This window comes from Nonomuraea sp. NPDC052634 (assembly GCF_040678535.1).
GTDB lineage: Bacteria > Actinomycetota > Actinomycetes > Streptosporangiales > Streptosporangiaceae > Nonomuraea > Nonomuraea fastidiosa.
Map to the genome: position 1 here is coordinate 539,064 of NZ_JBFATY010000001.1, position 13,390 is coordinate 552,453.

Annotated in this window: 13 protein-coding genes and 1 pseudogene; 6 read left to right on the forward strand and 8 right to left on the reverse strand. The window is 72.6% G+C overall.

The genetic code is table 11. From position 1 onward, the window contains the following. Window positions 1–40: 40 nt before the first annotated feature. Window positions 41–1,390, reverse strand: coding sequence for an MFS transporter (locus AB0K67_RS02615; RefSeq protein WP_364051683.1), 1,350 nt, complete (start codon window positions 1,388–1,390; stop codon window positions 41–43). 116 nt (window positions 1,391–1,506) lie between these two features. Here AB0K67_RS02615 and AB0K67_RS02620 point away from each other — a divergent pair, with 116 nt between their 5' ends. Continuing rightward, window positions 1,507–1,878 (forward strand): ArsR family transcriptional regulator, encoded by a 372-nt coding sequence (locus AB0K67_RS02620; protein ID WP_364051686.1) that lies wholly within the window; start codon window positions 1,507–1,509, stop codon window positions 1,876–1,878. A gap of 365 nt (window positions 1,879–2,243) precedes the next feature. On the opposite strand, the gene AB0K67_RS02625 is transcribed toward AB0K67_RS02620, so the two are convergent. Further along, window positions 2,244–3,386, reverse strand: a complete 1,143-nt coding sequence (locus AB0K67_RS02625; protein WP_364051689.1) for an AAA family ATPase — start codon at window positions 3,384–3,386, stop codon at window positions 2,244–2,246. 313 nt (window positions 3,387–3,699) lie between these two features. Between AB0K67_RS02625 and AB0K67_RS02630 the strand changes: the two genes are divergently transcribed. Continuing rightward, window positions 3,700–4,038, forward strand: a complete 339-nt coding sequence (locus AB0K67_RS02630) for a hypothetical protein (RefSeq protein WP_364051692.1) — start codon at window positions 3,700–3,702, stop codon at window positions 4,036–4,038. Between the two features lie 45 nt (window positions 4,039–4,083). On the opposite strand, the gene AB0K67_RS02635 is transcribed toward AB0K67_RS02630, so the two are convergent. Next, window positions 4,084–4,635 (reverse strand): hypothetical protein, encoded by a 552-nt coding sequence (locus AB0K67_RS02635; RefSeq protein WP_364051695.1) that lies wholly within the window; start codon window positions 4,633–4,635, stop codon window positions 4,084–4,086. Window positions 4,636–4,810: 175 nt separating this feature from the next. Between AB0K67_RS02635 and AB0K67_RS02640 the strand changes: the two genes are divergently transcribed. Beyond that, window positions 4,811–5,299: a hypothetical protein gene (locus AB0K67_RS02640; RefSeq protein WP_364051698.1), complete on the forward strand. Its 489-nt coding sequence runs from the start codon at window positions 4,811–4,813 to the stop codon at window positions 5,297–5,299. Window positions 5,300–5,420: 121 nt separating this feature from the next. Here the strand turns inward: AB0K67_RS02640 and AB0K67_RS02645 are convergent, their stop codons facing one another. Continuing rightward, entirely contained in the window at window positions 5,421–6,425 is a 1,005-nt protein-coding gene (locus AB0K67_RS02645; RefSeq protein ID WP_364051701.1) for a hypothetical protein, read from the reverse strand. Between the two features lie 70 nt (window positions 6,426–6,495). Between AB0K67_RS02645 and AB0K67_RS02650 the strand changes: the two genes are divergently transcribed. Further along, window positions 6,496–7,098: a CGNR zinc finger domain-containing protein gene (locus AB0K67_RS02650; protein ID WP_364051704.1), complete on the forward strand. Its 603-nt coding sequence runs from the start codon at window positions 6,496–6,498 to the stop codon at window positions 7,096–7,098. A gap of 475 nt (window positions 7,099–7,573) precedes the next feature. On the opposite strand, the pseudogene AB0K67_RS02655 reads toward AB0K67_RS02650, so the two are convergent. Both AB0K67_RS02655 and AB0K67_RS02660 read right to left on the reverse strand, forming a co-directional pair. Continuing rightward, a pseudogene (locus AB0K67_RS02655) lies at window positions 7,574–7,684 on the reverse strand (FAD-binding protein); the annotation flags it as partial. A 185-nt stretch (window positions 7,685–7,869) separates the two neighbouring features. Further along, window positions 7,870–8,388 carry an alpha/beta hydrolase gene (locus AB0K67_RS02660; RefSeq protein ID WP_364051707.1) on the reverse strand — a complete coding sequence of 173 codons (519 nt, stop codon included), beginning with the start codon at window positions 8,386–8,388 and terminating at the stop codon, window positions 7,870–7,872. Between AB0K67_RS02660 and AB0K67_RS02665 the strand changes: the two genes are divergently transcribed. Beyond that, window positions 8,389–9,117, forward strand: coding sequence for a hypothetical protein (locus tag AB0K67_RS02665; RefSeq protein WP_364051710.1), 729 nt, complete (start codon window positions 8,389–8,391; stop codon window positions 9,115–9,117). It begins immediately after the preceding gene. Window positions 9,118–9,196: 79 nt separating this feature from the next. Here AB0K67_RS02665 and AB0K67_RS02670 read toward each other — a convergent pair whose 3' ends face one another. Further along, a complete protein-coding gene (locus tag AB0K67_RS02670) occupies window positions 9,197–9,769 on the reverse strand; it encodes a TetR family transcriptional regulator (RefSeq protein ID WP_364051713.1) in 573 nt (190 codons plus the stop codon). 99 nt (window positions 9,770–9,868) lie between these two features. On the opposite strand from AB0K67_RS02670, the gene AB0K67_RS02675 reads away from it, so the two are divergent. Then, window positions 9,869–10,102 carry a hypothetical protein gene (locus AB0K67_RS02675; protein WP_364051716.1) on the forward strand — a complete coding sequence of 78 codons (234 nt, stop codon included), beginning with the start codon at window positions 9,869–9,871 and terminating at the stop codon, window positions 10,100–10,102. Window positions 10,103–10,241: 139 nt separating this feature from the next. On the opposite strand, the gene AB0K67_RS02680 is transcribed toward AB0K67_RS02675, so the two are convergent. Further along, window positions 10,242–13,379: a S8 family serine peptidase gene (locus AB0K67_RS02680; RefSeq protein ID WP_364051719.1), complete on the reverse strand. Its 3,138-nt coding sequence runs from the start codon at window positions 13,377–13,379 to the stop codon at window positions 10,242–10,244. Window positions 13,380–13,390: the final 11 nt, after the last annotated feature.

Here is a 13,390-nt window from a genome sequence, read left to right on the forward strand (position 1 = left end):
GTGTCGTTCTGGATGCCGGGGTGCTGGTAATCCGCGCTGGTCACCGGGGTGGGTGTGTTCTGCGATGCCTGTCAGGTGCACGCGTGCCGGCCGGTTCCGTGACTCGGCGTCCCGTTGTGAGGACCACGATGCCACCTGCGACGGCCAGGGTGATCAGAGCGATCCCGAAAGCGGTCGTGCCGCTCGCCAGGCCGATGGCGTCGCTGAGGTAGCCGGTGGCGACGGGGAGAGTGCCGGCCGGAAGGTAGCCGCCGACGTTGAACGCCGCGTTGGCCTCGGCCAGCCGGTCGGGCGGGACGCTGGCGTTCAGCAGGGACAGTCCGCCGAGCTGGCCCAGGCCCTGGCCGGCTCCGGCCAGCAACGCGGCGGCGAGCAGCGCCGGGACGTTCGAGGTGTGCACGGCGGCGATCAGGGCGGCCATGCTCGCGGCGATGGCGGCGGCTCCCGCTACGAGCATGGCGCGGCGGCCGAGACGCTGCACGAGGAACTGGACCCCGGTCGCGGCGAGGAACATCGCGCAGGCTATGGCTCCGGCAACGACGCGGCTGGTGGTGTCCAGCAGGCCGGACAGCAGCGAGGGGCCGAGCGACAGAACGAACGAGGTGGCGGTGATGCCCGGGGCGAACACGGCGAGGCCGAGGGCCAGCCGCAGGCCGTTGCCTTGAGGCACGCGCGGCAGGCGCACCCAGGAGCCCCGTGCGGGTTCGGCCCGCCGCTCCTCCGGCCTACCGGCCTCGGCGGACTCCGAGACCTCCCCCGCCGTCTGACGAACCGCGGCGGGGCGGTGCAGGGGCATGCGGGCGACGGCGAGGACGGCGGTCGCCAGCAGGGCCGCCTCGACGGCGAAGACGGTGACGGTCGGTGCGGGCAGCGTCTCCGACAGGACGCCGGCGAGCAGCGGGCCGAGGCCTGCGCCGAAGACCATGGCGCAGGAGGCGAGCAGCGCGCCGAGCCGCGCGCGGGCCGTCCCTGCGACGTCGCTGACCGCCGCCATGCCGGCCGAGACCACGGCGCCGACGGCGATGCCGGTGAACAGCCGGGCCGCGAACAGCGCGGCCACGCTCTGCGCCGTCGCGAAGATCGCGCAGGCGGCGAGCGCGAGGCCGAGCGCGGGCAGCAGTACGCGCTTGCGGCCCAGCCGGTCGGCGGCCACACCGGAGACGAGCAGCGAGCCGAGCAGGCCGACGATGTAGAACGCGAAGACCACGGTGAGCGTGCCCTTGGAGAAGCCGATGTCCCGCTGCCATAGCGCGTAGAGCGGTGTCGCGACGTTCGACAGCACGAAGACGGCCGTGACCGGCCAGGCGGCCAGCCATACCCACCAGGTGGGAGCGGGTCTCGGGCCGGTGCCGGTTCGGCGGCGCGCGGGATCGGTCTGGGTTTCGGACACGACTCTCTCCTGTACGAGTTTTGTCGAACTTGTACGAATGAAGTCGAACAATAGCATGCAGTACGATTCGAGTCGTACTGAGGAACTCGTGGGAGGAGCCGACCCTGGCCGCCATCGTGAAGCTGCCGGAACCTGCCGGTCTGCCCGAGCCGCTGCCCGAGCCCGCAGTCGACGACCTGCGCCTTGAGACGGTGCTGAGCGCGCTGAGCGATCCGCTGCGGCTGCGCATCGTGAACAAGCTCTTGCTGGAGCGGGAGAGCTTCGACCACACGTGCGGCTGGTTCGGCATCGACCGGCCGAAGTCCTCGCTCACCCATCACTTCAAGGCCCTGCGCGAGGCCGGCATCATCAGGCAGCGTCAGTACGGCCTTGAGCGCCGCAGCCACGTCCGTGTGGACGATTTGAACGCGCGCTTCCCCGGCCTGCTCGACCTCGTCGCGTCCTGGACCGAGCCCGAGCCCGCCCCCAAGCCACGTCAGACGTCCTGATCCGCCCAGGTGCGATTTCGGCGCAACTCAGTTCGACGGTGATCCGGCTTCGGGCGGAGTGGCGATGCCGGCGCGGTCCCTCTTTGACGCAGGTGTGGCGCGGTGGCGCCGCTCCCCTGTCCGCGCGGCGGCGGGCGTCCGCACGGCCGTGATCATCTCTCGAGGCCTGGGAACGCGCCCGTCACCTGCAGTACCGTAACGTGCGGCCGGTTTGCGCCGCGGGGCTCGATCGCCTTCGCTGCGCAGCCTCTCCGGCCTCCGAGCCGGCGGCGCCCACCCGGCCTGAGCTTGGTCCGCGGGGCCAGGCGGGCGCCGCCCTTCCGGGGCCGGCCGCCGGTCCACCTGAATGCCCCGGACAGGACGGCTCAAGCGCGGGCATCCCCCGGTGCGAGCCCGACGCCGGCCAGCACGGAGGCGACCACGTCGGCCACCGGCCGGCCGTCGGTGCCGATCCGCAGGTCCCCCGCATCGGCCCGATCGAGAGCGGCCGCCTCCGTCGCCGCGCGGGCAGCGGCTTCGCGCAGGGCGGGCTCGTCCAGCCCTTTCAGCTCGTCGCCGGGGATCGTCGGTCCCTCGCCCCGGCCGCGGGCCGTGACGCGTTCGAGCAGCGTGGCCGGGCAGGCGTGCAGCCGGCACACGGTGGGGGTCACGTCGGAGAGCCGGCGGGTGTAGTCGCGGACGGTCTCGTCGGTGTCCGCCTCGCCGCAGACGATCAGGTACGTGGCTCCGGCCGCGCGGTAGCCCGCCCACAGCGCCGCGAGGTTGCGTGCCTTGAGGTCCCGCAGGTCGCCGGAGGCGGGTCGCAGCGTGGCGATCTGCTTCAGGTCGACGTACGCCGCCCGCGCGCCGGTCTCCACGATGTGCCGGAACACCTCGTACGCGACCGTGGACTTGCCCACCGCCGTCGCTCCCGTGAACCAGAGCAGCGGCACCGGCTCGCCGTCCGCCATCGGGCCTGGCTCAGAACGTCCCGGCCGCACAACAGGGGCGACCCGTCGCGGCCGGCCCGCGCGTTCCATGATCAGGCGGGCCGTCTCCCGCACCGTCAGCCCGCCCGTGTCCACGGACAGGTCCGCGTACGCCGAACGCTCCTGGGCCTCGGCCTCGGCGACCGCCTGCTCCACCAGGCCCGGCATCCAGCCCCGCCCGAGGAAGCGCCGCCGCAGCTCCTCCCCCGAGACCCGCAACCTGCACACGGTGAAGTCGGCGTCGGGCAGCCGTGAGGTGTACTCCCGCACCTCCTCCGGGGTGTCCACGAAGCCGGCGAGCACCAGGCACTCCACGCCTTCCTCCCGGAACCCCTCCCACAGGGCGGCCAGGTTGCGGGCGCGGAGCCGGTGGGTGTTCTCCTCCGGCGCGGGGTAGATGAGGCCGATCTGGTCGGCGTCCACGAACGCCGCCTTGACGCCCTCCCGGCCGAGCCGCGCGCAGATCTCGAACGCGGCCGACGACTTCCCGACGCCCGACGGGCCCGACAACCACAGCAACGGCAGACGATCAGTGTTCATCCGCGCGATGCTAACCGGCGGTCCATGACGGGCACGAACCCTTTTCCACGAGCGTGAACCGCGTGCGGACGGGCGCGCGTACCTCCGATCGGAGCCGCCTGAACGGAGGAACACCACCATGACGCTCACACCGCAACCGCCACCACTCGCCCGTGCACGCAAGCGGGTCACGGGCCTGCTGGCCGTCTCGGCGGGTGCGATCGTGCTGGGCGCGTGCCTGGCGTCCTGTGGGAACCCGCAGCCCCAAGCGGCCGGCGCAGCGGCAGCCCGACCGCAGCCGCAGCACCAGATGCAGCATCAGGGGCACGCATCCATGACAGGCGGCGGCACGCAGCCACAGCCCTCCCCCGCCGCCGAGCTGCCCAGGGTGAGCATGAAGAAGCTCAAGGCCACCGCCGGCTGCCCGAAGGCGCGCCTGCAGATCGACGCCGACGAGCTCAAGCAGGCGGCCTGCCAGACCGAGCGCGGCCGGTACACGATCGTCACGTTCACCACCGACGAGGGCAAGCGCGCCTGGCTCGATCACGCCCAGCCGTACGGCGGGACGTACCTGGTCGGCGACCGGTGGACGGTCGTGTCCACGCCCGAGCTGCTCGAAGGGCTGCGCGAGCAGGTCGGCGGCCGGATCGAGACCGGGGCCCAGCACCACTGAGGTGTCTCAGCGAAGGTGCTCGACGACGCCGGCGGCACCGCGGTCTCAACGGAGTCCCCGTAGGGATCGAACCGGCGTGAACGTCCGCCGTTCAGCGCCGGACGCGAGCAGCACCAGCAGGGCGGCGCCGAGCAGCCACAGCTCCCCGAGCTCCCACCCGGCCAAGACCGCCTCGAACCAGTCGGCGGTGAACAGCGGGAGCGAGCCGGAGCAGACGTCCTCACCCCGGTAGTCGGCCGAGAGCGGCCGGATGACGGCGAGCAGCGTCAGCGCCCATGCGGCGCGCGGTGCAGCCGTCGGCGAGCGCCTGCGTACGAGGGCGAACAGCACGATGAGCACGGGAACGGCCCACGTCGTCGCGACCTCGGCGAGCGTGGCGAGGTCGTCGCGCACCAGCAGGAACGGCGAGCGGTCGATCGCGCCAGGGTCGCAGCGCACCGAGCCCTCGGCGAAGCCGCCCGCGTCCCCCGCGTAGTACTCCTCGTATATGCGTTCCGGCGGCGCGGGCCACTCGAACCTGGTCCTCCAGGCGTCCCACGTGGGGTAGGCAGCGGCGGCCGGCGCCGCCGCCCAGGCTAACGGGGCAGAGGATGACATGTCGGGAACTCCTTCGCTTCCGGCGCACCCTACAGGTGATCTCGGGCTGGTACGCGGCCGTGTGTAACGCTCAGCCAACAACCGCGCATCGCCCAGTGGACGTCGCCGGTAACGGCGCGGTTCGATGGGGATCATGATGCGCACAAGGTCGTCCATGGCCGTCGCCATAGCCGTCATGTTCGCCGCCCTCACCGCGTGTTCCTCGGGTTCTTCCCCCGCCCCCGCCGCCCCCATCGGAGGCCAGGCGGCCGGCGGCTCCGGCTCGGCGGCGTCGCCCCCCACGGACACGGCGGCTTCCACGGACACGGCGGCGCCCGCGCCTTCGCTGACCGGACCGTGCGCTGACGGAACGTGCGAGATCAAGGTCACCGCAGGGGACGCCGTCGTCGTGCCGGAACGCTACGGCCTCGGGCCGATCGAGGTGAAGGCGATCCGCCGCGACTCGGTCGAGATGGTCGCGCCGGTGACGGGGATGGGTTTCAGCATCTCGAACTGTGACGGCGGCGGCACCGTGGTCTCGGGGGGAGGCGGCGGCGTCCGCATGGACTGCGCCAAGGGCATCACCGCGACCATCAACGACGCCATGAGCCTCCAGGTCCTCAGGATCACCGGCGACACGGCCATCATCCGCATCGAACCCACCGGAGACGCGAAGAGCGGGTGAACGTCAGGGGCGCTCGGCCTCCTGGCGGCGTACGCCGGGGTGACGACGGTCGCGGCGAGCACCGCAGCGGGGGCCACCTGAAGCTCACGACGTGTATCTGACGTTTCCGGCCCAGGTCGGGTCAGGGTCGCCGCCATCGCGTTGCGAATGCGCGGGCGGGATTCTCGGTGAAGATGGCGGATGCGAGGCCGGATCCCAGCTCCCGTCCGATGCGCGGGCGCAGGCCGCTGAGCAGGAACGGCATGCCCGGACCGTCGGCGCTCGACCGGGCGGCCGGGGTGACCGTGTCGGCGCCGAGCAGGAGCTGGTGGGCGTGGCCGGCGTCGGCGAGGGCCGCGAGGCGGTCCAGCAGGCGCCAGTCGGTGCCGTGGTGTGCGCGGGACGGACCGTCGAACGCCAGGAAGGCTCCGGCCGCCGCGGCCTGCCGGTGGATCCCGGCGTCCGGGAAGCGGTTGAGGTGGCCGAGTATGACGCGGTGCGGCGCGACCCCGTGCGCACCGCACAGCAGGTCGAGCACGTCCAACGCGGCGGTTCCCGCCTCCAGGTGGACGCCGATGGGCGCGCCGGTGGCGTGGTGCGCCTCGGCGGCGGCCGCCATGACGTGCCGGGCGTGGTCGTCGAGGCGGTGGAAGGCGCCCGCGACCTTGATCATGCCCGCCTTCACGTCGGCATCGGTCAGCTCGCGGATGAACAGGTCGGCCAGCGCTCCATAGTGGCGTGTCAGCTCGTCCGGAGCGTAGTGCTTGGCCTGGTGCATGCCCGTGGCGGCGATGATGTGGACGCCGGATCGCCGGGACAGCTCGGGCAGACGTTCGATGCGGGGTCCCATCCCCCAGGGCGTCCACTGCGCCATGGCGCGGCCGCCGAGGGCGGCGAAGGCGCGCAGCTCGGCGAGTGCGGCCTCGGTGTCGTCCAGTTCATGGCCGGGCAGCGCCGGTGACCGGAGGAACAGGTGATCGTGGGCGTCGCAGGTGCCCAGTTCCTCGGGCGGGATGTCACCGAGCACGGTCCGGATCGTCGCGCCCATCGTCCGGCTCGCCGCTCCCGCTCCACTCGCCGCTCCCGCTGCGCGGCCCGTCACCGGCTTGAGCTCCGGCTCCTCCGACGGTGTCCGGCTGGTCTCCATGGCCATGTCCTCCCTGTAACGCCCCAAGCGTTACCGATAACGTAACGGCCTCAGCGTTACCATGGGCTTCGTGGTCAGACAGGACAAGCTCGCCTTCCGGTTCGACTGCGGCGCCACGTGGCTGAACCTCCTCGCCACCCGAGGACGTACGTTCAGCCGAACCCCCGTGGAGCGGCTGGCGTCGCCCGAGCGGTTCGCCGAGTGGCTGGCGCGCTGCGAGCTCTCCCCCGTTCGGCCACCCGGGCGTGACGACCTCCACCAGGCGTGGACGCTGCGCGAGACCCTGCGCGTGCTCGCGCTGGCCACGGTCGACGAGCGCCCGCCGCCCGCCGACGCCGTCGCGGACCTGACCGCGTTCCTGGCCCGCTACGACGACCCGGTCCGGCTCAGCACGGACGACCGCCTGCGCCGCGAACCCCCGGCGACCGCGGCGCACGCGCTGGCCCGGATCGCCCGCCAGGCCGTCGATCACTTGACCGGCTCCGACCGGCTGGCGCTCAAGGTCTGCCAGGAGGACGACTGCAGGGGTGTGTTCATCGACCCGCCGGGGCGGCGACGCTGGTGCCCGTCGCCGGCGTGCGCCAGCCGGGGACGGGTACGCGCACACCGCGCCCGCCGCAGCGCCTCCAACGCGAACACGACCGCGAACGAGGATCAGCCGCCGGCCCCGTGACGGCGGCGTCAGTGGCCGGGCAGGCGGCACACCGAGTGGGTCGCCGTCTTGAGTGCTCGGCGGTGCAGGGCGTACCGAGGCCGTCGAGCCGGGACAGCGCCCGCTCCCCCGCCGCCGCGTCGTCGCCGCTCCAGGTCGGCGCGAGGACCATCAGGGGCTTGCCGTCCGGTCCCGCCAAGACGCCAGATTGCACGGTCAGCTCGTCCGGGCGCGCGGCCAGGACGTCGTCCAGCCCGGCCGGCACGCTCCCGGCCTGTTCCCACGGGAACAGCACCATGCCGGACAGCAGCACCGGCACGGCGTGCGGCCGGACGCGCATCGAGGTCACAACACCGAAGTTCCCGCCACCGCCGCGCAAAGCCCACAGCAGGTCCGGTTCGTGTTCGGCGTCGGCGGTGACGAGGGAGCCGCCGGCGAGCACCACGTCGGCGGAGAGCAGGTTGTCCAGGGCGAGCCCGAACCGGCCGCTGAGCGAACGTCCGGCCCAGTCGTGGCCGCCGCCGCGCACCGGCAGCGGCACGCCCGCCTCCCGCGCGGCCCGTACGGCCGCCTGGGCATCGGCCGGATCGGCGCAGCGGACGATCACTGGGGCGGACTTGCGCGGCGCCGTTCCCGATGTGGCGGGCGGCCTCGTAGTCCGGGCCTGTAGTGGTCACGCGGCCCGCGCCGATGGTGCGCCGCAGGGTGCCGGTCAGCCGGTCGAGTGGTTCGTATGCGGTCATGGGGCCTTCGTCGCGGGATGGAGTTCACCGTCCGCTGAGAGCATGGCGATCAACGGGTGGCGCGGGCGGCGTCCTCGATCACGCGCGTGACCGCGTCGGGACGGCTGACCATCACGGCGTGGGAGGCGTTGACCTCCTCGATGTGCGCGCCTGCCCGCTTGGACATGAAACGCTGCAGGTCGGGGGCGATCGCCTTGTCCCGGCGGGTGATCAGGCTCCAGGAGGGGATGGTGCGGTACGCCTCCCGCACGCTCGCGTCGGTGACCGTCTTGGTGCCGGCGGGCCGCTGAACCGCGGCGAGGTCGGCCGCGGTGGTCCTGTCGACGTCTCCGGCGAACGACTCACGGAAGTGCGCCGGGTCGATGGAGACCTCCGCACCGCCGGGGACCTCGGTGGTGACCAGCGGGATGGGCGGCGACGACTTGGCCGCCAGGTCCCCCACCGTCTCGCCCGTGGCGGGGATGAAGCCGGCGACGTACACGAGGGCCTTGACGCCGGGGTCGGAGACGGCGGAGTTAGTGATCACGGCGCCGCCGTACGAGACGTACTCGATCATCTCGCGCCGCACGTGGACGGCTTCACCACCGCCGCCTGGCTGCCGCCGGACGTGACCGCGATGATCGCCGAACGCGGCGCCATGATGCGCGAGGCGATCCGCTCGGACCCCCAGCCGCCCGGGCGCACCCGTGTCGAACCCGGCGGCGCTGTTGCGGGCGGCGTCACGGCCGATCGGCCGTATGCCGGGGCCGGCGCCTTCCGACCGCAGCGCGCCGCACCAGCACCTGACCCGGGTCATCGCCGTCGCCAGACCGCCGATCGCACCGAGCCCGTACGAGAGCCGTCCGCTGCCGGCGGTACCCATCCGGCACCCGACCATCGCGCGGCCGGCATCGCACGGGCCGCGACGGCCCTGGCGCTCCTCTGCCTGCCTGGCCTGCTGGCCATGAGCCTCGAACTGGCCAAACGCCTCGAGCACACCACCCCGTGGTTCGGATTGCTCATGGGCGACCTGATCCTGACCGTTGTGGAGGCCGTCATGCTGGCCACAGGTGCGCTTCTTCTCACCCGGCGAAACAACGCCGGCCGCTGGATGATCTTCGCGGCCGGCGGCACGACGGCGCTGCACGGCCTGAGCGCCATCGGGCAATACCTGGCGATGGGCGGGGTGCCGACCCTCGAAGGGACCATGCCCAAGCTCGTCTTCATCGCCTCCCCGCTGACAGCCGTGGCGGCCGCCACGGCTGCCGTTCTGGCCGTGCTCCCGTCGGCGGGACGCTGGTGCCATCGCTCCGGCTGATCAGCCGCCGGGCGGCGGGTGAGCGGCGCGCGCACCGCCGTTGCGGCTCCAGAGCCGCCGGTGACGAGAGCGGCGATGGTCAGGAGACCAGCTTGGCCACCACCCTGACCAGGGTCTCGCGGGCGTTCTCGACGTCATCGCCCATGATCATCTGGGCGAGCGGCGGGGTGGCGTACCACCATCCGGCCAGCGCGATCACCGCGTAGAGCAGCTCCCCCGGCGCGAACTCCGACGGGACCGCGCCCTCCTTCTGCGCGGCGGCCAGGGCGGCGAGCTTGGCGGCGTAGTGCTCAGCCCGCTCCTCCCTGGCGGCGATGGGGTCGCCGCCGCGGTGCAGGCCCTCCCAGTACAGCAGCCTGATGAACTGCGGGTGCTCGCGGTGGTAGTCGAAGACGCGGCCCGCGTACTCCGGCAGGTTCGCGGCGAGCGGCCCTTCCAGCGGCACGGCTTCGGCCAGCCGCTCCAGGCTCCAGCTCAGCACGGCGCCGAAGAGCTGCTCCTTGTTGCCGAAGTACTGGTAGATGCGCTCCTTGTTGACGCCGGCGGTGGCGGCGATGCGGTCGAGCCTGGCGGCCTCGGGGCCGTACTCGGCGAACTCGTCGATCGCCGCGTCCAGCAGCAACTGCCGCGTACGGGCCGTGTTCCATGCCATGTCCGCCAGCATAGCCCAAAAATCCAACTCGACAGTTGGAGAGTCTCGCGCATAAACTCCAACTGACGAGTTGGATTTGCGTCGTTGAAAGGATCAGTCATGCCTGCCGCTCCCTCCGTGCACCGTCGCGCGCTTCTCACCTGGTTCGCCGTCTACGCCATGCTCATGCTGGTGCAGGCGCTGCTCGGGCCGGTGATCTCGCCGCTGCCGATGGCGCTGCGCACGCTGGTGGTGACCGCGATCGTGGTGCCTGTGGTGGTGTATCTGCTGGTGCCCGGCCTGCTGCGCGTCAACGCCCGCCTCCACCGGCGCGACCGCAAGGAGCGGCGGTGAGGACGCCGCACGTGTCCTCACCGCCGCCCCGGCCGGCGGCACACGGCGCATCACCGCCGCGAAGACCGGCGGCGCCTGCGCCCTCGCCGGACGCCCGGGTCGGCGCCGCAGGCCCCTCACCGCCGCCGCGGCCGGCGGCTCACCCGCCCACGGCGTACGCCCGGATGACCGTCTGGGTGACGCCGGCGCCGGCCGTGTCGGTGACCGTCGCGCGCAGGGAGACGAACCCGGGCCCTGCGGGGTTGCTCACCTGTGCGATCCAGCGGGATCCGGCGCGCTCGACCGGGACGGCACGCCAGGTGGCGCCGTCGTCGGCGGACATCTCCAGCCGGATCTCCCTCACCTCCGCCTCCGCCGCGCCGGGGTTGCGCTCGACCCACACGGGCAGCCGGGTGGTGGCGCCCGGCTCGGCGCGGTTGAAGTCGTCCAGGCCCTCGGGGCTGTAGCGGACGGCCATCAGCGGCAGCGCCCGCCGCTCGGTGGTGGTCGCGGAGGAGAACGTCCAGGCCGACGTCACCTCCGTGGAGAGCGGAGCCTCCCGGCGCAGCGACGCGGTCAGCGTGTAGTCGCCGGATCCTGCGGGCAGGTCGGCGCGCAGCTCACAGCGCTCCGGCCGGGGCACGTGGCACGCCGCGAGGTCGGCGGTGGCCAGCGTCTCGCCGTCCCTGGTGAGGGTGGCGGTGCCGGTGGCGGCGGAGTCGGTGCCGGTGCTGCCGGGCCGCCCGTCGGCGAACATCCCGGTCGCGGGAAAGCTCAGCTCGTCGCCGGTGCGCTCGCCGGCCGTCGTGCGGAACGACGGGCCGGTGACGGCGGCGTTCCAGACCTCCGTCGTGTGGCTTCCCGGCTCCGCGGTCCCGCTGTCGGCGGAGATCAGCCCCGTGCCGGTCCCGAAGGTGCCGGCGTAGGGCAGGCCGGGGGTCCGGTAGTGGACGAGCCTACCCGGCAGCTCGATGCCGCGGACCAACGAGACCACCATGGCTCCCAGCGGCCCCGACCCGGTCAGCTGGACCGAGGCGATACCGGTGCCGGGCGTTCCCGAGGCCCGGTAGGTCGCGGTGACCTTGGCCAGGTCCTCTCGCTCGGCGTGATAGGTGGGATCGTCGGGGATGCCGCCGGTGCGCCGGTCGACGAGGGTGTAGACGTACGGGCTGGGTGAGACGTCCTTGCTCAGCCATGTGGTCCCCAGCGTGTAGGTCAGCCCCGGGGACGCGGCGGGTACGACGAACGTCTCGGAGTTGGCATCGAGGTTGCTCGACGACCAATTGCCCCAGGCGCCGTGCTCCAGCCCGAGGTTGGTTTCCCTGGTGAGCTGGGCGCCCGGGTCGTCCACGGTGACCTGCGTCGGCTTGCTCTTGCGGTGGTCCACGGTGATCCGCTGATCCCCGCCGTCGACCTTCAGCGGGCGATCGGCGAACGTCTCGGTCACTGTCCCGTCCACCTTCTCGAAGGTGGCGGTGTACAGGTTCCAGTCGCCCTCGGGCAGGCGCACCGTGGCCGTCCCGTTCCTGAAGGCCAGCACATGGACGGCCCCCGTCTCGGCGTCGTAGACCTCGGCATCGGCGGGGTCGATCGGCTCGCCCTGCCTGCTCACGACGTTGACGGTGACGTCGTACGACTCCGGCTCCACGTACGCGCCGGCCAGCGTGCGGACCACCGTCTCGCCCGACCTGGCGGTGACCGTGCCCGGGTAGTCGCCCGGAGCCTTGCCGCGCGCGTCGATGGTGAGCGTCACCGACGCCTCGCCACCGGCGGGGACCGTGACCTGCTCGGACGACAGCTTCAGGACCTCACCGTCGGCCGACAGCTCGAGGGTGACCGGCGTGTCGCCCGAGTTGGCGTAGGTGATGGTCTTGGCCGCCGTACGGTCGCCGCTCTCGTTCCACGGGAAGGCAGCCCACACGTTGGGCTGCTCGGCCACGACCTGCTGGCGCAGCGCGCGCACCAGGTCGATCGTTCCCGTGCCCTGATCGTACGGGGTCGCGTCCTCAACGGGGGCGGCGCTGCCGATGAGCGCGGCCTTGAGCTGGGCGCCGGTCCAGTCCGGGTGGCGCTGGGCGAGGATGGCCGCCGCTCCCGTCACGTGCGGGGCGGCCATCGAGGTGCCGCCCATCACTTCGTGATCGCCTCCGGGGACGGCGGCTGTGATCTCCTCTCCCGGCGCGGTCACGTCGGGTTTGATCGCGTGGTCGCCCGTGCGCGGCCCCCGGCTGGAGTACCCGGTCATCCGGCCCTGCTTGTCCACCGCTCCCACGGCGAGCGCCGCATCGGTGCTGCTGGGACTGCCCACGCTGGTCTGCACGCTGTTCCCCGTCGCCGCGACGAACAGCGTGCCGGTCCGTTCCGAGAGCGTGGTGACCGCCTGCTCCACCGGATCCTGCTCAGGACCGTCCGGGCCGCCCCAGCTCAGGTTGACGACCCTGGCCTTGACCTCGATGGCGGCCCACTCCAGGCCGGCGAGCGCGGCGGATTCGGTGATGCCCGCGATCGTGCCCACCTTGCCGATGGCCAGGCTCGCCTCGGGGGCCACGCCGCGGTACTTCTCACCCCTGCCCGCCACGATCGACGCGACGTGCGTGCCGTGGCCGCTGGTGTCGCGGATGTCCGGATCGTTGGTGAAGTTGCGCTCCGCTACGACCGCGTCCTTCAGGTCCGGGTGGTCGGGGTCGTATCCGGTGTCGAGCACCGCGACCTTGACGCCCTTGCCCGCGAAGCCCTGCTGCCACGCCTGCGGCGCGCCGACCTGCTTGACGCTCTCGTTCAGGTAAGGGCTTCTGCGGCCGTCCAGCCACAGCTTGGTGCGGCCCGCCACCAGCGTGCGGGAGCCGGTGAGGGTCCGCCAGGTCTGCGTGGCGCTCTTCTTGGGTACGCGGGCCGCGTTCATGCCCAGCGCGGACAGCCGCCGCACCTGCGGGGAGCCGGTGCTGACGCCCTGCTCGATGACGGGGATGTCGGGGGTGTCGGCGTCACCGTAGCCCCAGGCCAGGAGCTGGGTGACGTCGAACAGCCGCCGGTCGAGCACGCCCTGCGCGAGCAGCGGCGCGGCGTCGGACGGGATCACGTGCAGGTGCCCGTCGCGCACCTTCGTGAAGAAGGCGGCCTGCCTGCCGGGCCCGGGCTCCACGCGATGCCCCCGCCCGGTGAGCACGACGCGGTCACCGGTGATCAGCGTCACCGCCTCCGGCTGCGCGCCCGGCGCGGCCTGGGCGTGCGCCGGTGCGGGTGTGGCGCCGATCGTCCCCGCCAGCACAACGGCGAGTATCGACTTGCCTAACGTCATGGTTCTCCTCA

Excerpts from the sequence above, each read along its gene's own strand:
- AB0K67_RS02625 (WP_364051689.1), bottom strand. The coding sequence starts at position 3,386 with ATGAACACTGATCGTCTGCCGTTGCTGTGGTTGTCGGGCCCGTCGGGC.
- AB0K67_RS02630 (WP_364051692.1), top strand. The coding sequence starts at position 3,700 with ATGACAGGCGGCGGCACGCAGCCACAGCCCTCCCCCGCCGCCGAGCTG.
- AB0K67_RS02635 (WP_364051695.1), bottom strand. The coding sequence starts at position 4,635 with ATGTCATCCTCTGCCCCGTTAGCCTGGGCGGCGGCGCCGGCCGCCGCT.
- AB0K67_RS02640 (WP_364051698.1), top strand. The coding sequence starts at position 4,811 with ATGTTCGCCGCCCTCACCGCGTGTTCCTCGGGTTCTTCCCCCGCCCCC.
- AB0K67_RS02645 (WP_364051701.1), bottom strand. The coding sequence starts at position 6,425 with ATGGAGACCAGCCGGACACCGTCGGAGGAGCCGGAGCTCAAGCCGGTG.
- AB0K67_RS02670 (WP_364051713.1), bottom strand. The coding sequence starts at position 9,769 with ATGGCATGGAACACGGCCCGTACGCGGCAGTTGCTGCTGGACGCGGCG.
- AB0K67_RS02675 (WP_364051716.1), top strand. The coding sequence starts at position 9,869 with ATGCCTGCCGCTCCCTCCGTGCACCGTCGCGCGCTTCTCACCTGGTTC.
- AB0K67_RS02680 (WP_364051719.1), bottom strand. The coding sequence starts at position 13,379 with ATGACGTTAGGCAAGTCGATACTCGCCGTTGTGCTGGCGGGGACGATC.